Below are 23,356 nucleotides of genomic sequence, written 5' to 3' on the forward strand. Positions count from 1 at the left end.
AAAGCGATGGTATTTAACGGTTAGATTAGTTCATGCCGTATTATCAGAGCTGTTGTTTTCCCTTGTTTTTTATTGTTCGCAGTTGAGTTTTAAATTCCATTTTAATCAATGTATTAGCTGGGTTTTTGTTTTTATTTGTCTTTGGTTGTTTTTGGTCTTATCATGATCTTGGGGTACATATTGGGGTACATGGAATTGATTCTATGTACCCTTTTAAGAGGGCGTCATGGGCAAACTATACGATAAACATTTAAAGTCAGTTGTAGATAAGAGTCATTCTGGAGCGTTTGTATTAACGGATGGTAATGGCTTAAGTGCTCGTGTCTCTGTTAAAGGAAAAGTTCGCTGGCAGTACCGGTACAAGATTGATTGCAAGAATAAACGGATGGATTTGGGGGATTATCCGGCCTTGTCTTTGGTGAAGGCAAGAGATATTGCTGACCAGTGTCGCGAGTGGTTGGCTGAAGGTTTTGACCCTAAACTAAAGCGCAGCCTAGAGCGTGCAGAAAAGCTATATCCTGTGACTGTAATAGAAGCTCTTGAATATTGGCTTACAGAATATGCTGAAGAAAATCGAGCCAATGCAGATAAGCATCGTGCTCAGTTTCAGCGTCACATATACCCCTACATTGGAAAGCTTCCGATTGAACAGACAGAAACGCGCCATTGGGTGGAGTGTTTTGATCGGATTCGTAAAGGCATTTCGGGTAAACAACGTCCTGCTCCTGTTGCTGCTGGTTATGTTCTTCAAAATGCTAAGCAGGCGCTTAGATTTTGTCGAGTAAGGCGTTATGCCACCAGCCGTGTGTTAGACGATCTCACTATTTCGGATGTCGGTAATAAGCAACGCAAAAAAGACAGATTACTTTCAGTTCAAGAACTGGTTGATGTTTGGTGTCTTACCGAGGGAACCAAACTACTCCCTTACTACGCTAAGCTTATTCGATTGTTGATAATATTTGGTGCGCGTAGTCAGGAAATTAGACTGTCGACATGGGCTGAATGGGACTTTAATGAAATGCTTTGGACAGTTCCGAAAGCTAACAGCAAAACAGGTGAGCGAATTTTACGCCCGATTCCTGAAGAATTAAAAGATTGGCTTGTAAAGCTAAAAATGGACACTAACGATAAGGATTTTATTCTAGGGGAATTGAAATCATCAGAGTCTGTTAGTCAGTTTGGCCGAAAGCTCTGGAAGCGACTAGAACATGCAGAAGCGTGGACCCTGCATGATTTACGCAGAACGTTTGCGACTTGTCTGAATGACCTTGGTGTCGCCCCGCATATCGTTGAGCAATTGCTAGGGCATAGCTTGGGTGGCGTTATGGCTATTTATAACCGAAGCCAGTACCTGCCAGAGAAGAGAGCTGCGCTTGATATGTGGGTAGAGCATCTAGATACGCTACCCATGGCTAATGAAAATGTGATTCCTATTAGAGCTTAGGGTGGCATCTTAGATAAATCGCTAGCATTGACCGTTTACAGAGCTATTCTTTGAGGATTTTTTGTAAACAACTAAATGCATCTTCAATTAAATAGGCGTTTTTTTCTGGCGACATTCCATCGACAGTTTGCTTTACTGCCTCGCTGGGCCCTAAAGTGACCGCAGTTAGTATTAAGATACCACCAATAACTCGTAGAATTTGCGATTTCCTTTCAGTTGCAGGTGAGAAGAGGTTATCTAGGATCCATAAAGCTGCTGATAAGATTACTAGAGTATGACTATCAAAGATTCCAATCTTGTAGGCAGAGTAGAAAAATATAACTCCTAAGATTAGTAACAAAGTTAACCAAAACTTACTCTTTGGCTGAAATGACCCAAAAGTAGCTAGCTTTAGGGGCTCTGCTCTATATGCGGCCTCTACAGATTCTGCGTATTTTTTATAAGCTTCCAATCCCATTACAGCCCGCCAATAAACGTATCTACAAACCCTTTGAATCGCTCAGTTAGGCGATTTACGATCTTTTTGCGTTGCAATATGGTCGGCTTAGCCTCAAGAGTATCGGCAAAGTCTTCACGTAACGGCATTTCCTCGCTAAGCTCATAGCGGTTAACTAAAATTTGTAGCTTGTCGGTATTGAGCTTTTCTTCTTCGGCCAATTGTTCCAGTGCTTGGCGTTTCTCTCGTTCCCAGAAATACTCGAACTCTTCTTCGACATCAGTATGCGCAGGAATACCGTCGAGGTGCTCATTCATGAATTTCTCGATGAGTTCTTTCTTGCTCATTAAGGCTGGGTCTGAATTGATCAGGTTAGCGATAACTTGTCGTTTCTTCTCCTGACTCTCACCGCTCTCTTCTTGATACAGTTCGCGCAGTAAATGCAGTATGTAAGCGACATTGACTTCATCTCTGTGTAGCAGTTCTAGTTCGAAATCAACGTCTTCTAGAATGGAAACCTTCTCCTTGCTGGTGGACTCACGAATCTGTCGGCTTAGGTCGGTGTATTTGCTGGTGAAGTCTTGGTACTCCTGCTCATCCATGTCGGTGTTCGACATCTCAAAGTCAGCATAGTTACTGAGCATATTCTTGAGTTGCACTAGCTTACGGAACTGTAGGACGAACAGCTTTTGCGCATCTTCATCAGGCAGTAGATCAACAGCATCGACATTTGGTGTTATTGCTTTTAATGCTTCACAAGCCTTATTGAAATCGGCAAGCAGTTCTTCATAAGGGGGCAGTTCAATCAACTCTTTGGGTTGTTTATTCGAAAACAGAGTGAACGCTTCATCTGCGGCTTTTTTCAGGTTTCTGAAGCAGATGACATTACCATGAGACTTCTTCTCGTCCAGAATGCGGTTGGTGCGTGAGAACGCTTGTATTAGGCCGTGATGCTTGAGGTTCTTGTCGACATAAATGGTGTTCAATCTTTTCGCATCGAATCCGGTTAAGAACATGTTTACCACCAGCAAGATATCAACTTCTTTGGCTTTTACTCGTTTAGATATGTTTTTGTAGTAGTCGTAAAAGGAGTCACTGTCTTTGGTGCTGTAACTTGAGCCAAACATCTTATTGTAGTCGGCAATAAATCCTTCGAGCTTTTCTCGGCTATGGAGTTTGACGTTGTCGCCTTGGTTGAGGTATTTCTCGGCAACTTCCTTGACTTGCTTATCGTCGCTAACGCCCAGTTCAAACTCTTCTTCTTCGTTCGCTTCAAAGTTGAAAATGGTCGCGATTTTAAGGTTGTGCTTGCCTTCGTTCTTCTTCTTGGCAAACAACTCATAATACTGAATTAACTCAGGTACACCGGAGACACAGAATATAGCGTTGTATTCGCCACTATGGGTTTTACGCTTATGGTTGGCAATGATGTAGTCAGTGATTCTTTCGAGTCGGGCTGGGGAGGTGAGTAGCTCCTTGGTATCGATATCTTCTACTTCGATATCGAGGTTGTTGTTTGAGCCATCTTTGTATTGATAGCGTCCCACATATTCAATCGCAAATTTAAGCACGTTTTGGTCACGGATTGCATCGACAATCACATAGGCGTGCAGGCGCTCGCCAAACAGATCTTGAGTGGTCTTTTTGACCGAGTTCTTGGCGATAGCATTTTCAACAAAAATGGGTGTGCCCGTAAATCCTAACAGCTGCGCATTGTTGAAGAAGTTGACAATGTTTTGATGTGTATCGCCAAACTGACTACGGTGGCACTCGTCAAAGATAAAGACGATACGTTTTTCTCTTAAGGTCTCCATCTCACACAGGTAGCGCTGTTTGGTTACAATGTTATTTAGCTTTTGTAGGGTAGTGACCACCAGCTTGCTATTGCGTTTTTCGTTGACGTCCTTGCCCTTGATTGGCTTGTCTAGTAATTGATGGAACAGGATACGAGTGTTGCTGGTGGTATCCACACAGCCTTTAGAGAAAGCATTAAACTCCTCGGCTGTTTGGTAATCGAGATCCTTCCTATCGACGACAAATATAACCTTGTCGACCTCGCTCAAGGCCGTCATCAACTGAGCTGCTTTAAACGAGGTGAGGGTTTTACCTGAGCCCGTGGTGTGCCAAATATAGCCATTGTCTGACGAAGTTTTGACCTGATTGATGATCGCTTCTACCGCATAAAATTGGTAAGGGCGTAACACCATTAGACACTTCATGGTTTCGTTGAGCACAATGTACTGGTTGAGCATCACAGTGAGGTGCTGAGGGGTTAAAAATGCCTCGGCGAATTCATGGAGTTTGCAGATGCGATGGTTATCGATATCGGTCCAGTCAAAGGTCTGTTTAGCAGAGAGTTCACTGTTATTGGCAAAGTACTGGGTGTTGACGCCATTGGACACCACAAATAGCTGAATGTAGTTAAACAAGCGATGGTTGGCATGATAAGAGTGCTTTTGATAGCGCTTAATTTGATTGAAGGCCTCTTTAAGCTCTATGCCTCGGCGTTTTAATTCTAACTGCACCAGTGGCAGGCCGTTGATCAGAATCGTCACGTCATAGCGGTTAGTGTAAGTGCCTTTGACGGTAATTTGCTGCGCAATCTGGAAGCGGTTGTTTTTTGGCTTATCAAACAGCAGAGTCAAATGCATCGTATCGCCATTATCGAGGGTGATCGCGATGCGGTCGCGCAAGGTTTTGGCCTTGGTGAAAATATTGCCTTTCTCTAACTTACCGAGCACTTGGCGAAACTCTGACTCCGAGAGTACGCAGTGATTGACGCGCTCCAGTTGCGCTTTGAGGTTTGTCTCAAGAGCGTTGTTGTCTTTGAGTGTTACTACTTCAAAGCCCTGCATACTAAGCTGCGTGACTAGGTTATCTTCTAGTTGTTGTTCTGATTGATAAGCCATCGTTCTTATTTGCCTTCCTACGCTGATCTAGTCCTGCTTTATATTATTTTGAGTGGTATAGCCTTGCTCGGGATGGTTTGGAGTCGTCGGATAGACTAAGTAAAGTTGTTGTTGTTTCACCATTTGACTGAGGTAGTTCTTTCTGAGTGTGTCTGGCTTCATATCTAGTAGGTTTGCGATATCTGCTAGTTTCAGGCACTGAGGTTCAGCAGCTTTGCATAACTCAATGATGGTTTGTTCTACGGTCGCTTTGGATTTCTTTCTTCCTGCGAGTTGAGCAACTGGATTCGATATTCGTTTGAGTTCTGACCACAAATGTTGCGCCTGTTCATCAAATTTGCCGTTTTGGTCCGGAGTTAGGTCCGGAGTATGAGTATTTTGGTCCGGAGTTAGGTCCGGACCTTGAGACTCTAGGTCCGGCACTTCGTTACCAAATAGAGAAAGTTGCGCCGCACTCGGTGAGGCGACAAAACTAATGCTCTTGCCCGCTTCATTATCTGGGGTAGGTACCTCAATCCCTTTTAGGTGATAGATTTTACCTTTGTGTTTGCCTGCCGACTCTAAATACCCAACTGAGACCAATTGGCTAAGCGCCAGTGTGACCTCTCGGGTGTGCTCAGAGGTGAGAGAGCAAATACGCTCATGGTTAAACCAAGACTCGGTTACAGCCGTTACCAGTATGGTGCGTTTCAGCTCGTTCAATTGTTTATAGTTTTCACCAAACAGATCGACGAGTTGCTGGTGGAGCTCTGGTGACAATATATTCACCATACGCAGTTCGAGCAGCGTTTGGTCGAGTTCGTGTTTTTCGTAGAGGTGCGGCGGTTGCCAGTTTTGGCTGCGGCAGTTGCTGTATATTTTAGGAATACCGGAGCCTGCTTTTTCACTTAGACCAATGTTTAAGAACATTTGATGAATCGCTGGGTTGCGGCACTGGCTGTTACCACCAGCAATGGCTTCCTGTACTGGAATGCGCATTAAGCCAGGATTGCGAAAACCAATAAAGTCGGGATGTTTTTCAATTAAGATATTGTCTTCTGAATCAAAGTCAGCATGCGCGAGCGTGTTGACCAAAGCTTCTCGAATTGCCTCATGTGCCGGAGAGGTGTCGAGGCGTTGACCATTATTCAGTTGGAAGCTCACTTTTAAGTCGGCGGTGAGTTTACGATAAACCTTGCGGTAGAAATCAAAGGCATTACCTGACCACGAACCATCGGTGTAGATACGGTCTATCCAGCGATGAGAGCTATCGTCTTTCTCTTGGTAGTCGAGAGAGTAAGCCGGAAAGGCATCCTGTAGGGCATCCCAGCGGCCAAACATGACTAAGCCTGCCAATGTTAACCCTTCAATACCCGATGCGCGATCTCGTCGCCAAGCGCGAATCGAACGCAGGAATTCTTGATCTGAGAGTTCTAAAAATGGGTGCTGAGGTTTGGCATCTTTAAACATTTGACGATAAACGCGCAGGCTTTCTGGCTCAATATCATCAGGGGTAAAGTGCTCTAAAATCCGTTGGTCGCGCTCGTTCTCTTGCTCTGCCATCATCTGTTTGACGCTATCGGCAGTGCATTTCTGGTCAGCTTCATATCGACGTACAAAGCTGCCTGTCAGTGGGTTGCCATTGATATAAACCGGACGCTCTTTTCGCGGCGCTCTTGGTACATCAATACGAATCAGAGCTTTACCTTCGATAACCTCAACGCACACGTCGCGCTCGCTGAGCAAATTGCAGCTTACTTTGTTGGGGTTATTGGCTGTATCGACGATGTTCTTAACCAATGGGGCAGGGTTTGCGATGCCTTCAAGGCTAAACTGACCACGTTTTTCCTTGATACCGAGCAGAATGACTCCGCCTCGGGTGTTAGCAAATGCGCTATAGGTTTCCCACATATCGTTAGGAACTGCGCCTTTACCATCTCGACCACCAGCAAGTTTGCACTCCACTTCGGCGCTCTCTTGCAGAGCTTGAATATCTTCGAGGTTATTTAAGGTTAACTCTGCCATGGTTCCTCACACAAACATCTGTTGCAGTAGGCCTTTTTTAAACTGCTTGGTCTGATCGATTTGCTTAGTAACGGCGTCAATTTTCTGGTCGATGGATTGTAGGAATTGAGCGATTTTTTGTTGTTCTTCTTTAGATGTAGGAACCGTTAATTTCATTGTTTTCAAATGCGAAGCATACAGGTGGATCACAGAACTACCTTGTGATAAGGCTGCAATCGTTGTTTTTTTAGCTGAATTTAAAAAGTAAGATAAAAATATCCCATTAATTTTTGATTTTACGATTGTCAAATCTCCGCTATAGGCGACATTTGGGAGCATGACACAAGATGCTGTAGCTATATCTATTTGGGTTTCTCCTGAACAAGGTAAGATTACATCATTGATTTCACTTAATATTAAAGAGTTGGTCTCTACATTTGTATAAGAACTAATACTGTTGATTACTTCACCATATATGGTATAGAGCTCTCCATAACGAATGCATGGTGTTTTGCCATTTTCAACAATGTCAGATTTTGATATCCCTTTTCCTTTTGAGAATTGAGCAATATCTGAAAATAGAAACTCCTTCCACTCCGGAAATGCCTTCCCATCCTCATCTTTAAAGCGGATCTGTTGGCTAAAAACCTGCTGCATCACGCCCTTTTTGTACTCTTTAAGAAGACGGTGCTTTTCGGTTAGTTGGCTGATTTTGGTGTCGACTGAAGTGAGGAAGTCAGCGATTTTTTGTTGTTCTTTCCTATCTTCTGGATATACAAAAGGTAGTCCCTTAAGTTCGTCAGTATCGAGTTTTCCAGCCCCAATTCCAGTACCTGTAACCATGTTTAACAGTCTGTTTTCTTGTGCTAGAAACCACAGTAGAAGGAAGTTGCTGGATGTCACTTCACTTGTATTGATAGCTTTTACATCTTGGTTGAAAGCTACTTTGCGCGTTGCTATGCCAACCGGAATTTTGTTGAAAAGCATGCTTCCACGGACAAGCAATAGCAACGTGCCATTTTTAGCGACTTTAGCTGCCTTTAAGCCGCCTTCTGTCAGAGTGTATTCGGAGCTTCCAAATGAGTGACTGTGCATTGAAGACGCACTTATCCATGGATAGTCGCCTCCCCAAAAACTTGAATTATTTTTAGATGGAGTATTTCCGGACTTAAAAAAAGCTATGTCTCCGAGTCGGGTGTTAACCCAAGGTGTAGTAAAAGATTTGAACCTCAGTTCTGGCGCATTGTTCATTCTTTCACCTCAAACGGTGTATCAATCCCCAACTCAGCACAGTAATCGGCAATGGTCTTATCGGTCTCGAGCATGGCTTTATCGTTATCCACTAGCTGTTTGGCGATGGCAGATAAGTCGACAGGTGCTTCTTCTTCAAAGGTATCGACATAGCGTGGAATATTGAGGTTGTAGTCGTTTTCGGCTAAGTCAGCTTGGGTGGCAACAAAAGCAAATCTGTCGATGTTTTCACGTTTGGCGATAGCATCGAGAATGCGCTGTAAGTCTTCTTCTCGCATATAGTTGTTATTGGTGCCTTTCTCAAAATGCTGACTGGCATCAATAAACAGCACGTTGTCATCGGCGCTACGGTGCTTTTTAAATACCAATATACAGGTCGGGATAGAAGTACCAAAGAAGATATTGGCTGGTAGGCCGATCACCATATCAAGGTAGTTTTTGTCTTTGAGTAGGTGCTGGCGAATATGCCCTTCCGCTGCGCCACGGAACAACACACCGTGTGGCAATACGACTGCCATGCGGCCTGTGTCATTGAGCTGGTGGATCATGTGTTGCACAAAGGCAAAGTCAGCTTTAGATTTTGGTGCGAGTTTACCGTAATCGGCAAAGCGATCATTGTTGAGGTGTAGCGGGCTGGCTGACCATTGGGCAGAAAACGGCGGGTTAGCTACGACGGCATCAAAGCGTTCATCAAAGTGCATTGGCGTTTCTAAGGTATCGTCGTTTTCAATATCGAAACGTTTGTAGTGCACACCATGCATGATCATGTTCATGCGGGCTAAGTTATAGGTGCTTGGGTTACGCTCTTGGCCGTAGTATTTGATGTCCTGATTGTTTGACTCTTTAGCCACTCGAAGCAATAGCGAGCCAGAACCGCAAGTTGGGTCATACACCGATTTCACCGTGTTATCGATGGTCACGAGTTTTGCCAGCAATTTAGACACCATTTGCGGGGTATAGAACTCACCCGCCTTTTTACCCGCACCACTGGCGAACATGCCAATCAGGTATTCGTACGCATCGCCCAGAATGTCGATTTCGCTGTCGTGTAGGTGAAAGTCAATGTTGTCTAGGTGGATTAGCACTTGCGCAATCAGCTTGTTGCGTGCGTCCGGCGTTTTGCCTAGCTTGTTTGACTGTAGGTCGAGTTCATCAAACAGGCCGTTGAAGTCTTCCGCGCTGTCGGCGCCCATGGTGCTTTGTTCGATATCGTTGAGCACGTCGCGTACATCATCGAGAATGAACTCGCCATTTTCGCCAGCCTGCGCAATCACATGGAATAACTCAGAAGGTGCAAAAAAGTAACCGAGCTTGTCGATCGCCTCTTCACGAATCGCTTCTAGAATCTCTTTGCCTTGATCACTTTGCTCATCAATATTAGTGAATTTAATCCCATCTTCTGAGAGTAGGGCGTCAGCATATTGATTGAGGTTATCGGATAGGTACTTGTAGAAAATGAGCCCCAAGATGTAGTCACGGAAGTCGTCGGCGGCCATGTTGCCACGTAGCGTGTTCGCGATGTTCCAAAGCTGTTTTTTCAATGCTTGTTGATGTTGTTCGACCATGGTTATTGCTAATTTACAAAGAGTTTATGCACCTGATTGTACCAGAATTTTTCAGTGACTAGCGGGGATCGTGTTGCGCAGTGTTCATTATTTTTGCAACACGCCGCGGAGATCAAATTCCTTGTATTTGGAGCAGGTTAAGAGTTTCGCCTGAGAGAATATCTAACAGCGTTTTTTCTCACATCCATGCCAATGCATTTGGCAAACTTTATTCCTACGAGGTACGTTTATTGTTGTAGTTATGGTTGATATTTTATTTGGACGTAAAGTATTGATCCTTTGTCACTTTATATATCATTGATAAATAGCGCTTGAGGCCTTGCTGTATAAGGCTTAGGCCGCTTATTGTGATCAATTGTCCGATCAGTTTCGAATATCTTACCGCGTAGCATGATATTGCTTGGGTTTAAGGCGGCTGGTGTTGTAGTTTTGTACCCCTTTGACCGCCGATTTACCCTTATTTTTAGCCATGTAGCTTAGGCGAAGTCGTACAGCATTGAGCTCATGATTTTTTAGGTAGGTTTGGATACGATAGACACGGTTTTTGACTTTATAGGAAAAGTTAGCGGGATCAAGTTGATGCCATAATTCCATTGTTAGTTTGTCAATTTCATAACTTTTCTGACATACATGACCACTTAACATTATTGCAGCATGGTAGTGCTGGCTTGCCGCTCGCTCCTGTTCTCTGACCCAAATATAGCCAATCTGGCAACGGTAGTGCTTTTTGAGTTTTATGATCAGTTTTTTGAACAAGGTAGAAATAGCCTGGTTATCCTTAGTAAAGGTGTACTGATGTAGCTGCAATAGAACGATTGTTACCTTGGAGTAATAGCTCAACATGCAATCTAGTTGTTCAAATCCGGCTTTTAGTATCTTGAGGTTGAGACCTTCTGAATTCATGAATACAAGTTGTGATGTTTGATTATGTTCGTAAATGGCGAGCTTTGATTTGATTGGGTGCAGTGAAAGGTGGGACATACAATATATATTACCTGTATCGGCTTAGCACATAGATTGGACTAAACATCACGGCTGATGGAGCTTATCCATTGCCGCGACATTGGAGCAGAAGTTTGTTTCCAGTGTCAGATAAGGACAAAACAAGACACTTATTGACCAAGAAAAAGGGCTTAAGCCCTTTTTCTATCGCTTTGTGTACCTGAGTCGTTCTTTTTGCCATCCGTCGATGTCGCTTACTAACCACCCGTTAATGTTGCCGCATGGAGAGTAAAGAGGCCTCGGTAGGCGGTTTTGCTTGACCATACGATGAATCGTGCGCACGCTTACCCCTAATTTGTTTGCCAGTTCAGTTTTCCGGATGATTCTTAGGCTATGTTCTGGTAATTGCTTGACCATGTGACGGGCGAAATCATATTCCATATTTACAGGTCCTCAGATACGAATTCACCGTTAACCCACGCGATTAAATCAGATAATTTCCAACAAACAGAACGGGTGCCAAGGGTTATTCGTTTGGGGAAGCGACCTTGTTGTTCCAATTTCCAGGCCTGACTACGTGATATTGAGGTAATATGCTTACGTTCTACTTCTCTCACTAAGCGATCGCTAGCTATTAGAAAATCAGGAAGTTGTTTTTCATGAAGATTGATCTGTTGCATAGTATGTTCTCCGGTTCTGAATGGTTCGTAGTGGTATTGAATCGTTTTCAGAATGGAATAACGGAGAACATTATGCTGGTCAGTCGATACTGATTTCCATTATTTCTTGTTTTTGGCGGCGAAATGTCGTTTCAAGAAGTCCATGACTAGCAATGATTCATTAGATCCGTTTCGTCCTCGTGATTGAGCTATCTTAGTAGCATGTTCCGAGGCATACTTTTTGATCGTTTTTTCACTCATACGCGCTATGAATTTTATGTTCGGGAATAAGCCTTCACTGGCTATATCTTTCATGCCTCTTGCAAAGCAGCCTAGACGTATATGGTGGTGGGCAGGAGCAGAATAAAATGACGACGCTGCTTCGGATATGAGCGATTTATGGTTCTTTTGCTGTTTGTGACTTAGCATTCCGCCAATAGTGGTGACTACAAGATATCGGAGTCGATTTAGTTCAATATTCGATGGCTTGACTGACCGACTTAGGAGCTCTCTAACCTCTGGATGTAATCTCATCCTCAAGAACACAGTTTGTACCATCAAGGTTTTTTCCTGCTTTTCCAACGCGGCTTCAATTATGTTCAACAGGACTATTTCTATCGGCGAACCTGATCTAGAGGGCCGGGAACGAGTGGTTAACTTGGTCATGAGTGCTCTGACCTTTTGAGTCTGCTTGCTTTTCTGCTCCCAACTAAAAGTTGGAAGTGGTTTGCAATCTAAAGACTCAAAGCTAATCGTCATCACCTTGTTTACGTTGCTACAGTTATTCAACGTTAATACTCCTTTATTCCACATCTTGGGGTACATATGGGGGTACATATAAATAAAAAGCCACACTCAATAAAGCAAGTGTGGCTTAAAATTCAATGGTTTAACTAATTTTTATTAGTTCATGCCGTATTTTTTTAGCTTCTTACGCAGAGTACCGCGGTTGATACCCATCATGGTTGCTGCGCGAGTTTGGTTACCGCGAGTGTATTGCATGATGGTGTCTAATAGTGGCTGTTCAACTTCAGCGAGAACTAATTCGTATAGTTCTGTTACTTCTTGGCCGTTTAACTGAGCAAGATAGTTTTTAAGAGATGCTTTAACTGAATCACGTAATGGTTTTTGCGTGATTTGATCTTGTGAAGTTACGGTTGTTACTGTGAAAGCTTCTGAAGTCAGATTTTGTTCGAACATATGCGGTCTAGCTCTTCTCTTAATTATGATGCAACGTTATCAAAATAACCTTCTAACGCGTCTATTTGCAGCGGCGCTGCGTCAATAGCGTTGAAGGTACGGCGAAACTCACTCGCTTGTTGATGCTCTTTTAGGTACCAACCCACGTGCTTACGTGCAATACGGGGGCCTAAATACTCGCCATAGAAACTATGTAGAGCGTGAACATGGCCAAGCATAATGTCTTTCACTTCCGCAGCCGGAAGTTCAGGCATTGTGGTGCCGTTTTCCAAATAGTGTTGGATTTCTTGAAAAATCCACGGACGACCTTGGGCAGGGCGTCCAATCATTAAAGCGTCGGCACCAGTGTAATCTAGTACGTACTTCGCCTTCTCTGGGCTATCGATATCACCGTTAGCGATAACCGGAATAGAGATGACTTGTTTCACCGCTTTAATGCTGTCGTATTCGGCCTCGCCTTTGTACATACATGCTTTGGTTCTCCCATGCAGGGCCAAGGCCTGTATGCCGCAGTCTTCGGCTAATTTAGCGATGTGGACACAGTTTTTATTGTCTGTGTCCCAGCCAGTGCGGGTCTTCAATGTCACTGGGACATCGACTGCATTCACTACCGCTTTCAGGATCTGTTCTATCGTGTCCGGAAATTGTAGCAATGCAGAACCTGCTAGCTTCTTATTCACTTTTTTTGCTGGACAACCCATGTTGATGTCGATGATCTGAGCACCGTTTTCAACACTGAACTGGGCGGCATCTGCCATCAACTGTGGGTCGGCTCCGGCAATTTGTACAGAGCGAATGCCCGATTCGCCTTCATGTACCATGCGTTGTTTCGACTTTGACGTTTTCCATAGAGCAGGATTTGAGGACATCATTTCACTGACTGCCATTCCCGCTCCATAGCGAAGGCACAACTCTCGAAACGGTCTGTCGGTCACTCCCGCCATGGGAGCAACGATAAGTTTGTTCTTAAGTTGATAGTTTCCGATTTTCAAAACGTCATCACAGTTCTGTACCAGTAAGGGCGCGCATTTTACGCATTTTTTTACTGCGTGAAAAGACTAATATTTGAGCATTTACTATTTGTTTTAGTAATTTGTATAAAATACAGTCAATTAGCGCGCAAAGTCTTATCTAGCCTTGCTTGCAACCAGAGATTCGACACCATTCACTTTGCTCAATGATTGGATCGATGTGAAGTTCATCACGGTAATGGTTGGCAACATCTTCAGCTTGAGTATCTAACACGCCAGACATCGCTAGCACACCATTTGGCTTCACTAGGCTCTTGATGATGGTGTTTAGTTCACGCAATGGACCTGCCAGAATGTTAGCGACAACCACATCGGCAATCAGCCCTTCAGGTTGATCTTGGGGTAAGTAAACCTCGAGTTGGTCAGCCACACCATTACGTTGTGCGTTGTCTTTGGACGCCAACAGTGCTTGTGGGTCGATATCAATACCGACAACTTTTGCTGCGCCTAATTTGATGGCAGCAATCGCCAAAATCCCAGAGCCACAACCAAAATCGATCACGGTTTTACCTGATAGGTCTAAGCTTTCTAGCCATTCTAAGCAGAGCGCTGTTGTTGGGTGAGTACCTGTGCCAAAGGCAAGACCTGGGTCCAGCATTACGTTTACTGCGTCTGGTTCTGGAATGTCGCGCCAGCTTGGGCAGATCCATAAGCGTTGACCAAATTTCATTGGGTGGAAGTTATCCATCCATTCACGTTCCCAGTCTTTGTCTTCGAGCTGTTCAACTTTGTAGGCAAAGTCTTTGCTGAGTAGCTGGCTTGCTTGAATTTGTTCAAGTACCCACGCGGTATCGGCTTCGGCATCATACAATGCCAAAATGTCAGTATCGCCCCACAGGCGTGTTTCACCCGGTAGTGGTTCGAATACTGGAGTATCTTGTGCATCAAGGAAAGTAACTGATAATGCTCCAGTTTCTTCCATCAGCATATCGCCAATTTGTTCCGCATTGGTGTTAGTTGCGTTCAATTTAATTTGAATCCAAGGCATGTCAGTTGCTCTTTCATATCGTCAATTGGCGCAGAGTTTAGCAGAAAGTTACTCGGCTGCCGAAAACAAAAATGCTCACCGAAGTGAGCATTTGGAATTTCGTTATACGAGATTAGTGTTGCAGACCAAGCTTCTTCTCTAGGTAGTGAATGTTGGCACCACCGTGTTGGAAGTTTTCATCTTGCATGATTGACTGTTGAAGCGTGATATTGGTTTTGATGCCATCGACAATCATTTCATTGAGAGCATTCTTCATGCGCGCAATCGCTACGTCACGGTTTTCACCGTAAGTGATCAGCTTACCAATCATTGAATCGTAATGCGGTGGTACGGTGTAGCCCGCATAAATGTGTGATTCCCAACGAACACCCATGCCGCCTGGCGCGTGGAAGTGTTCAATTTTACCCGGTGAAGGTAGGAAGCGCACAGGATCTTCAGCGTTGATACGACACTCGATAGCATGGCCACGAATCTTAATATCATCTTGAGTGAATGACAGTGGTTGGCCTGCGGCAACACGGAGCTGCTCTTTGATAAGGTCAACGCCAGTTACCATCTCTGTTACTGGGTGCTCTACCTGAATACGAGTATTCATTTCGATGAAGTAGAACTCACCGTTTTCGTACAAGAATTCAAAAGTACCAGCACCACGGTAGCCGATTTCGATACAAGCACGAGTACAACGTTCACCGATGTATTTGCGCATCTCTTCAGTGATACCTGGAGCTGGAGCTTCTTCCACCACTTTTTGGTGACGACGCTGCATTGAGCAGTCACGTTCACCTAGGTGGATTGCACCGCCTTGGCCATCAGCAATGATCTGCACTTCAACGTGACGTGGGTTTTCAAGGAATTTTTCCATGTAAACCACATCGTTGTTAAAAGCCGCTTTTGCTTCAGCGCGAGTCATAGCAATAGCTTGAATCAATTCACCTTCAGAGCGAACCACACGCATACCACGACCGCCACCGCCACCAGAGGCTTTAATGATCACAGGGTAGCCGATACGTTTCGCGTGTGCTTTATTTTTTGCATCGTCACCGTCAAGTGGGCCATCAGAACCCGGAACACACGGTACACCCGCTTTTTTCATCGCATTGATAGCGGATACTTTGTCGCCCATCATGCGGATCGTATCGGCTTTTGGACCTACAAAAATGAAACCAGAGCGCTCTACTTGTTCAGCAAAGTCTGCGTTTTCAGATAAGAAGCCGTACCCTGGGTGAATCGCTACCGCGCCAGTGACTTCTGCAGCAGAAATAATGCGAGGAATATTTAGGTAGCTATCGATACCACGAGCAGGACCAATACACACGGTTTCATCTGCAAGCAGTACGTGTTTTAGATCTCGGTCAGCCGTTGAGTGAACGGCAACGGTTTTGATACCGAGTTCTTTACATGCGCGAAGAATACGAAGTGCAATTTCACCTCGATTCGCGATGACTAATTTGTCTAACATAAGAGGAAACCTCGATTACTCGATAACAACAAGTGGTTGGTCGAATTCAACGTTCTGGCCATCCTCAAGTAGAATGGCAGTCACTACGCCTGATTTGTCTGATTCGATCTGGTTCATCATTTTCATCGCTTCAACGATGCATAATGTGTCGCCTACAGAAACGGATTGACCGACTTCAACGAATGCTTTTGAGTCTGGGCTTGGAGAACGGTAGAAAGTACCTACCATTGGAGAAAGCACTTGGTGACCAGTTACTACAGCAGGCGCGGCCTCTTCAACTGCCGGTGCTACAGGTGCAGCGGTTGGTGCTGCAACTGGCGCAGGCGCTGCAGCGTAATGTACTGGAGCTATTTGAGCAGGAACTGCGTTGCGGCTGATGCGTACTGATTCTTCACCTTCAGAGATTTCTAATTCAGAAATGCCAGATTCTTCTACCAGTTCGATAAGCTTCTTGATTTTACGAATATCCATCTTTTCTTTCTCTTTATCTTGTGAATAAGACAGCCCTAGCGGGCTGCAGAGTGTTTGTTTACTTTGCCTGCAATGCGTTAATTGCTGCCGACAAAGCGAATTCATAACCTTGGGCACCTAAACCACAAATTACCCCTTGTGCTTTATCGGACAAGTATGAGTGGTGGCGAAACGCTTCACGTGCGTGAACGTTAGATAAGTGCACTTCAATAAATGGGATAGCGACTCCCAATAGCGCATCTCGCAGTGCAACACTGGTATGCGTAAACGCCGCAGGGTTAATAATGATGAAGTCGATCTTGCCATAAGCATCGTGGATCGCTTCAATCAATTCATATTCACGGTTCGATTGGAGATGCTCTAATTCAATGTCTGCTTTTTGCGCTTGTTCGCGTAATGTCTCGACAATTTGCGTTAATGTGTTTGACCCATAGTGCGCAGGCTCACGTAGCCCTAACAGGTTAAGGTTTGGACCATTTAAGACTAGAATGCGAGATTTTGCAGTCATTGTGTAGACATCTCCCTATATCGTGAAACGAATATCAATATTCCCATATAATCTTAATATAAGAGTGAATTTTTCGTAAAAAATTCCCTGTATTTAAGAAATTGCCCCAGATTATAGCTAATTCAGCGCAAATGGCAGCAATTTACTGGTCTTATCAGATAGTTTGCCCATTTAATTTTGTAACCGAGTTAACAGAATAAGAATTAACCATTTAATCATTATGGGAATAATTTGATGAATAGAAAAAGCCGCCACAGTTGTGACGGCTTGATAACTTAACCTATTTTATTCCTTTCCTATTTGAAGTTGCAACGGGGTTGGCTACGTTTGCTCACCCCAATCACATAGTTTATCTATGTGATTGGGGGCACTCACTTGCCGCCTACCTGCAACTCCAAGTCGTTTGGTTATAGGTGGATTGTTGGTTTCAGTTAAGCGATTTCAGCTTTTTCAGCAATCAACTTATCGACCACACTTGGATCTGCGAGGGTAGAGGTATCACCGAGGTTGCTGGTATCTCCAGTCGCAATTTTGCGTAAAATACGGCGCATGATTTTGCCTGAACGTGTTTTGGGTAAAGAGTCGGTCCAGTGCAGTACATCTGGAGTGGCGATTGGGCCAATTTCTTTGCGCACCCAATCTTTCACTTCTTTGTGCAGCTCAGCGCTTGGGTATACTCCATCATTTAAAGTGATATAAGCATAAATCGCTTGGCCTTTAATATCATGTGGTACACCCACAATCGCCGCTTCAGCAATTTTATCAAACGCGACCAGTGCCGATTCAATCTCCGCAGTACCCATACGGTGTCCGGATACGTTCAATACATCATCGACACGACCGGTGATCCAGTAGTAGCCATCTTCATCACGACGAGCGCCATCACTGGTGAAGTACATGCCTTTGAAGGTTGAGAAGTAAGTTTGCTCAAAGCGCTCATGATCACCGTATACGGTACGCATTTGCCCCGGCCATGAGTCCAAAATTACTAAGTTACCTTCGGCAGCACCTTCAATGATATTACCCATGTTATCGACCAACGCAGGTTGAACACCAAAGAAAGGACGAGTTGCTGAGCCTGGTTTTAGCGCAGTTGCGCCCGGTAGTGGTGAAATCAAAATGCCACCGGTTTCGGTTTGCCACCATGTATCGACAATAGGAGAATTCTCGTTACCGATGGTTTTGTAATACCACTCCCACGCTTCTGGGTTAATTGGTTCACCCACTGACCCCATAATACGTAAGCTGGTGCGTGAGGTATCTTTAACTGCTTCGTTGCCTTTGGCCATTAAAGCGCGAATTGCTGTCGGTGCGGTATATAGAATGTTAACTTGATGTTTGTCGACGACCTGACTCATACGGTTGGTGTCTGGGTAGTTTGGAACCCCTTCAAACAGAATCGTTTTGGCGCCATTAGCCAGTGGCCCATAAACCAAATAAGTGTGGCCAGTGATCCAACCCACATCAGCGGTACACCAGAAGGTTTCCCCTTGTTGGTAGTCAAAGACATATTTGAAGGTCATGGTAGCGTAAACAAGATAGCCACCTGTGGTATGCAATACACCTTTTGGTTTACCAGTTGAGCCAGAAGTATAAAGAATAAATAGCGGGTCTTCTGCTTTCATCTCTTCTGGTGGACAGTGGTCAGAGACTTTCGCTGTCGCTTCGTGCCACCATACATCACGGTGATCATGCCAATCAATATCGCCACCGGTACGTTTAAGAACGATGACTTTGCTGATGGTTTTCACTTCTGGGTTAGTCAACGCTTCATCGACATTTTTCTTCAATGGAACGGCGCGACCACCACGAACGCCTTCATCAGCGGTGATCACCACTTTGGAATCTGAATCGATAATGCGTCCTGACAACGCTTCAGGAGAGAAACCACCGAATACCACAGTATGAACAGCGCCAATGCGAGTACAAGCCAGCATTGCAACCGCTGCTTCTGGAACCATTGGCATATAAAGACAAACCACATCGCCTTTGCGTACGCCCTGTTCTTTTAGGGCGTTAGAGAAGCGACACACTTCCAGATGTAGCTGGTTGAAAGTCAGGGTTTTATCGTCGGCAGGGTCATCACCTTCCCAGATAATCGCGACTTCATCACCGCGTGAGGCTAGGTGGCGATCAATACAGTTGGCAGACACATTTAATGTGCCATCTTCGAACCAGCGAATGTCCACATGACCGGTATCGAAAGAGGTGTGCTTCACTTTGGTGAATGGCTTAATCCAATCCACAATCTTGCCGTGTTCACTCCAGAAACCTTCTGGATCAATCACTGATTGTTGGTACATCGCTAGGTAAGTGTCATTATCCGCGTGGGTCTGTGCTTTGATATTCTCTTTTACCGGATAAACGTGGGCTTCACTCATTGCTTCTTCTCCTTGTGAATTCACTCAATTTTCCTTGTTGCTTGATGTAAACAGCGTGGTTTGGAAAATCTGTATGCCTCTAACTGTCAGCCAGTCAGCGTTTTTCTACAATTAGACTTTAGGATGAGTGAGCGGCTTTTGTATAAAAAATAGAAACTTATATTTAAATTTGCGAGCGGGGTTGCTGCCGGAACTGGCTTACTATGGCGTGAAAGGGTTTAAAACTAATAGCGGTTTGGAGCAACGAATGGTGGCAGTTCACCTTTGGTTAAGCGTACAAACACCAATGCCGCAGCAATGGCATCTTGCAGAGCGTCATGCTTATCCTGCATTGGAAGATCAAGATGACGACAAATAGCGTCAAGGCTCAAGTCGATGTAGGCATTGGGCAGCATTTTTTCCAGCTTGTCGTGATAGATCTGACTCACTTCTATTAATGCATTAGGTAATGGAAAGCCTAGGTGTCGCCGACATGCTAGGTCGAGAATTTTTTTGTCGTAGCGAATGTGATAACCCACTAATGGGCGGTTGCCGATAAAAGTCAGCAGGCGAGTGATAGCCTCTTGCTCACCAATACCATCGACTAAGTCTTGATGGCGAATTTTATGAATTTTGACTGAGCCAGAATCAAGCGATTGCGGTGCTCGTAATCGGACCTCAAATGGTTGACTGGTGAGAATGCGATTGTCGATGATTTTTGTCGCGGCAATCGTCACGAGTTCCGCACGGTTAGGGTCAAGGCTGGTGGTTTCACAGTCGAGCGATACATACTCCCCCTGCATTGGTGTGCTAAATAGTGGCTGATAGGGGGAACCTTTCAACTTGTGAAACCAGTACTGGCGTGTAAACCAATTCAATCGTTCATCCTCACTATTCGCGAATTTGATAGTGATAACCAAGCCATTGCTTGAATTTTTTCACCACATGTAAACTGTGCCGTAATAAGTCTCGCTCGGTTCGCTCAAGCTGTTTGATATCAAGTTTATTGGTGCTGTGTTGATTACTCAGTTGTTGGGCTAAACGCAGTTTAAAGAACTGTTTGAGGGCTTCGGTGAGGTTGTCGGCGGTCTGTTTTTCCAACACTTTGTGTTTGACTAACGCTTCAATACGCTCAAACGTGTTGTTTTCAGAAACTTCATGTTCAAGGCTGAGTGCTCGCACACCGTGCACAATCGGAAAAATGCCACCTTGCTTGATGTCTAAACCCGTTTTGGAGTGCTTTACGTTACCAAACAAGGTTAGTGGCACAGAAAAGCTGAGCGCAGGGCGTGTGAACTCAGTGAGGATCAACTCTTGGCCTGCCATCAAATGACTTAAATGCTGTTTAATGGGGGCTAGTAGGCTGGTATTACCCGCGACAGCGTGGGCATCGGCCATGATCGCGATATCCATTACTTGCTCGGGTTTGGCGGCTTTGACCCAGTGCGTGAGGGTCTTTTTCCATTCACTTTGGTTTTTAACCCATTTTGGATTGTTAACCATGACATGGCCGGGGCACAATGGGTAACCCAGTTGTTGCAAGGTGTGAGTGAGCGTATTCATCACCGTTTCGCATTGGTGCCACTGCAAACCATCTTTGATGATTAAGGCATTGTCTTGATCTGTTTTGAGGATTTGTTCCCCTCGACCTTCAGAGCCAAGTACAATTAAGCAGCAATGGTCATGCAGTGCTGGCGGTACCACTAAATGGAACGCTTTTTCGATGATTTGCTCGTTGACTGCGGAAATGAGCTCCATGATAAAGCGAGTACGAATACCATTGTTGATCAAACTTTCGACCAATTGTCGCTGTTTGTTTGAAGCGAGTGCTAACTCTTCGACAGTGGTGGCGCGTGCAATACTCAAGCTTAAAACGTGTGAATGAGTAGAAAACGCGCTGAGTATTTGGGTCATATCCAGCATGCCGACAGCCTGGTTGCCATCACAGACCATCACGCGTTTAATACGGTTGCGCGTCATTGCGACCATCGCATTAAACAGAAAATCACCATCGTCGACATGCAGTACTGGGAAGGTGGCTATTTTTCCCACTGGAGTATCGAGCGGGTGGTTATCGAGCATCACGGCATGCAGCATGTTGGTGCGAGTTACAATCGCGTAAGGGTGTACATGAGGAGCATCGATTAGGCGCACATCACTGTCAGCTAAACGTACTAAGGCTGAATCAACGCCGTTATCTTTAAGCTGCTGAGTTACTTCATTAATCGGTTGCTCTGGGCTTAAAATCATCGGTGGGTGGTAAATGGAGTCATCAACCTTAGTTAGAATAAATTCGGCGAGGTTTTTTTGCTGTTGAGCGACTTCGATCAGTTCTTGTCGCTTCGCTAGGTTGTTATCAAAATAGGCCGCGAACTGACCATTTTCATTATACAGTTCGAGAAAGATCGCTTTAGGCAGCAGATAGCTTAAAGTGTCTTCTAATGCCACGTACTGGTGCTTGGTCTGTTCATCAAATAAGGCTCGCACATCGAACATGTCGTCGTTGGCGTAATGAGCGAAGATCTCTTTGCCATCTTTTGAACGTTCTTCAACCGCGCCCTTGATCAAAATATGTAAATGTTGGCTTGGCTTTTCGCAATGCAGCAGTACCTCTTTGGAGCGAAAATACGCCACGTCGAGTGAAGCACGAAGGTGATTTTGCTGTTGCTGTGTCAGGCGGTCAAATGGGGGCGACTGCATGTTAAATTTATCAGGCATAGCGGATGTTCACTCACAAAAAATCTCTATCTAAGTGTGGCTGAAATCCTCACGAGCTCCAGACGACTTTGGTCTAAGGCGTGGTTGTTTTGCATGCATTAAGGTGCTCATGGCGAATAGGGAAACATAGCGTTGTGTAATATTCCCTTTTTACAACTATCAACACACTGCATAATACGTCAGTTTTCTTTTCTCTCTCTCAGGATGAATCATGTTAAATCCCTCGCCGCATGGCTGGATATCTCAATATTTTATTGGTTTCTTTTTTGCTTATGGTGTTTACCTCCCTTTTTGGGCGCTGTGGTTTGAAAATCAAGGCGTATCAGCAATGGATATTGGCCTACTCATCGGTATAGGTTTTGCGACTCGTTGTGTGGCGAACCTTGTCATCACGCCGCGCATTCATAAGGTAGAGCACTTGTTGCCAACATTGCGTTGGTTAAGTTTAGCGGCGTTGTTATTTATAGGTTTCCACTTCTTTACCGGCGGTAGTTTCTGGTTGATGGCGTTAGCCACCGTGTTATTTAACCTCTGTTGTGGCCCTGCAATACCGTTGTCAGATGCAATGGCGAACTACTATGCTCGTCTACAAATGTTGGATTATGGCCGTACGCGCTTGTGGGGATCGGTAGCGTTTATTGCAGGTTCAACGGTGGTTGGTCTACTTGTAGCAAGTTACGGTACGGATATGATTCTGTACACTGCGCTGGCAGGAATATTTGTGTCGCTGCTGCTGAGTCTGCGCAACCCGAATCCAATGCCAGTTACCGTCAGTGAAGAGCATGCTGAGCGCCCTAAATTGAGCCAATTACTGCGCGAATGGCCAGTGGTTAAATTTTTGCTGTTAGTGGCACTTATTCAAGGAAGTCACGCTGCCTACTACAGTTTTAGCTCTATTTACTGGAAAAGTGCTGGCCACTCTGAAGAGTTAATTGGCTATTTGTGGAGCTTAGGTGTGGTTGCTGAAGTGGCTGTGTTTGCTTTGAGCAAGCGTTTATTTTTAGGTTGGTCACTACGCGCCTTATTTGTGGCGGCAGCTATCGGTGTTATTGCGCGTTGGGGCTTGATGGCTTCGACAACGGCTATCATTGCATTAGCGGCTATCCAGTTATTGCATGGCGTCACTTTTGCAATGGCACATATTGCCGCTATTCAATACATTCAACATGCGCCACAAAATAAAATGGTGGCTTTGCAGGCGTTGTATAACGCAATTCCACTGGGTGCATTTATCGCCTTGATGACCACCTTGAGTGGGTGGGGTTATGATAACTGGGGCGCAAACGTATTTTGGGCAATGGCGTTGATGGGCGTGTTGGCATTGTTCATCAAAGTGGAGCCTGCCCAATCGATAGTGAAAAATCAGGGTCTGAAAGCGGAGCTTGAAGCACAGAATTAACTTCAACAGACAGAGATTATCCCCAAACTACCT

Annotated in this window: 18 protein-coding genes; 2 read left to right on the top strand and 16 right to left on the bottom strand. The window is 44.8% G+C overall.

Annotation, left to right across the window (positions count from 1 at the left end; genetic code table 11):
• Positions 1-226: 226 nt before the first annotated feature.
• Positions 227-1,444, top strand: a complete 1,218-nt coding sequence (locus AACW06_RS03070; RefSeq protein WP_192073939.1) for a tyrosine-type recombinase/integrase — start codon at positions 227-229, stop codon at positions 1,442-1,444.
• A 43-nt stretch (positions 1,445-1,487) separates the two neighbouring features.
• Here AACW06_RS03070 and AACW06_RS03075 read toward each other — a convergent pair whose 3' ends face one another.
• The 16 genes from AACW06_RS03075 to AACW06_RS03150 all read right to left on the bottom strand — a co-directional run bounded on the left by AACW06_RS03075 (position 1,488) and on the right by AACW06_RS03150 (position 21,924).
• Positions 1,488-1,901: a hypothetical protein gene (locus tag AACW06_RS03075; RefSeq protein WP_192073940.1), complete on the bottom strand. Its 414-nt coding sequence runs from the start codon at positions 1,899-1,901 to the stop codon at positions 1,488-1,490.
• Complete coding sequence (locus AACW06_RS03080; RefSeq protein ID WP_192073941.1) at positions 1,901-4,789, bottom strand: type I restriction endonuclease subunit R; 2,889 nt, start codon at positions 4,787-4,789, stop codon at positions 1,901-1,903. Before AACW06_RS03080 ends, AACW06_RS03075 begins: the two co-directional genes overlap by 1 nt.
• Before the next feature lie 27 nt (positions 4,790-4,816).
• Positions 4,817-6,793 (bottom strand): ATP-binding protein, encoded by a 1,977-nt coding sequence (locus AACW06_RS03085; RefSeq protein ID WP_192073942.1) that lies wholly within the window; start codon positions 6,791-6,793, stop codon positions 4,817-4,819.
• Positions 6,794-6,799: 6 nt separating this feature from the next.
• Complete coding sequence (locus AACW06_RS03090) at positions 6,800-8,023, bottom strand: restriction endonuclease subunit S (RefSeq protein ID WP_192073943.1); 1,224 nt, start codon at positions 8,021-8,023, stop codon at positions 6,800-6,802.
• Entirely contained in the window at positions 8,020-9,588 is a 1,569-nt protein-coding gene (locus AACW06_RS03095; RefSeq protein ID WP_192073944.1) for a type I restriction-modification system subunit M, read from the bottom strand. Before AACW06_RS03095 ends, AACW06_RS03090 begins: the two co-directional genes overlap by 4 nt.
• A 378-nt stretch (positions 9,589-9,966) precedes the next feature.
• Complete coding sequence (locus AACW06_RS03100; protein WP_192073945.1) at positions 9,967-10,569, bottom strand: YagK/YfjJ domain-containing protein; 603 nt, start codon at positions 10,567-10,569, stop codon at positions 9,967-9,969.
• 404 nt (positions 10,570-10,973) lie between these two features.
• Positions 10,974-11,210, bottom strand: coding sequence for a helix-turn-helix transcriptional regulator (locus AACW06_RS03105; RefSeq protein WP_192073947.1), 237 nt, complete (start codon positions 11,208-11,210; stop codon positions 10,974-10,976).
• 882 nt (positions 11,211-12,092) lie between these two features.
• The gene (gene fis / locus AACW06_RS03110; RefSeq protein WP_010320338.1) at positions 12,093-12,389 is read right to left on the bottom strand and encodes a DNA-binding transcriptional regulator Fis; all 297 of its coding nucleotides are present in this window, start codon (positions 12,387-12,389) and stop codon (positions 12,093-12,095) included.
• A 23-nt stretch (positions 12,390-12,412) separates the two neighbouring features.
• Positions 12,413-13,381: a tRNA dihydrouridine synthase DusB gene (gene dusB, locus AACW06_RS03115; protein ID WP_192073948.1), complete on the bottom strand. Its 969-nt coding sequence runs from the start codon at positions 13,379-13,381 to the stop codon at positions 12,413-12,415.
• Between the two features lie 139 nt (positions 13,382-13,520).
• Complete coding sequence (prmA, locus tag AACW06_RS03120; protein ID WP_192073949.1) at positions 13,521-14,408, bottom strand: 50S ribosomal protein L11 methyltransferase; 888 nt, start codon at positions 14,406-14,408, stop codon at positions 13,521-13,523.
• 112 nt (positions 14,409-14,520) lie between these two features.
• Positions 14,521-15,867 carry an acetyl-CoA carboxylase biotin carboxylase subunit gene (accC, locus tag AACW06_RS03125; RefSeq protein ID WP_053309646.1) on the bottom strand — a complete coding sequence of 449 codons (1,347 nt, stop codon included), beginning with the start codon at positions 15,865-15,867 and terminating at the stop codon, positions 14,521-14,523.
• 15 nt (positions 15,868-15,882) lie between these two features.
• A complete protein-coding gene (gene accB, locus AACW06_RS03130) occupies positions 15,883-16,338 on the bottom strand; it encodes an acetyl-CoA carboxylase biotin carboxyl carrier protein (RefSeq protein ID WP_192073950.1) in 456 nt (151 codons plus the stop codon).
• 58 nt (positions 16,339-16,396) lie between these two features.
• Positions 16,397-16,846: a type II 3-dehydroquinate dehydratase gene (gene aroQ, locus AACW06_RS03135; RefSeq protein ID WP_192073951.1), complete on the bottom strand. Its 450-nt coding sequence runs from the start codon at positions 16,844-16,846 to the stop codon at positions 16,397-16,399.
• Positions 16,847-17,277: 431 nt separating this feature from the next.
• On the bottom strand, positions 17,278-19,227 hold the full coding sequence (gene acs / locus AACW06_RS03140) for an acetate--CoA ligase (protein ID WP_192074021.1): 1,950 nt from the start codon (positions 19,225-19,227) through the stop codon (positions 17,278-17,280).
• A gap of 224 nt (positions 19,228-19,451) precedes the next feature.
• Positions 19,452-20,084 (bottom strand): 3'-5' exonuclease, encoded by a 633-nt coding sequence (locus AACW06_RS03145; protein ID WP_192073952.1) that lies wholly within the window; start codon positions 20,082-20,084, stop codon positions 19,452-19,454.
• A gap of 13 nt (positions 20,085-20,097) precedes the next feature.
• Positions 20,098-21,924: a DUF294 nucleotidyltransferase-like domain-containing protein gene (locus tag AACW06_RS03150; RefSeq protein WP_192073953.1), complete on the bottom strand. Its 1,827-nt coding sequence runs from the start codon at positions 21,922-21,924 to the stop codon at positions 20,098-20,100.
• Between the two features lie 211 nt (positions 21,925-22,135).
• On the opposite strand from AACW06_RS03150, the gene AACW06_RS03155 reads away from it, so the two are divergent.
• Positions 22,136-23,323 (top strand): 3-phenylpropionate MFS transporter, encoded by a 1,188-nt coding sequence (locus tag AACW06_RS03155; RefSeq protein ID WP_192073954.1) that lies wholly within the window; start codon positions 22,136-22,138, stop codon positions 23,321-23,323.
• Positions 23,324-23,356: the final 33 nt, after the last annotated feature.

The organism is Vibrio sp. S12_S33 (genome assembly GCF_963889785.1).
Lineage (GTDB): Bacteria > Pseudomonadota > Gammaproteobacteria > Enterobacterales > Vibrionaceae > Vibrio > Vibrio aestuarianus.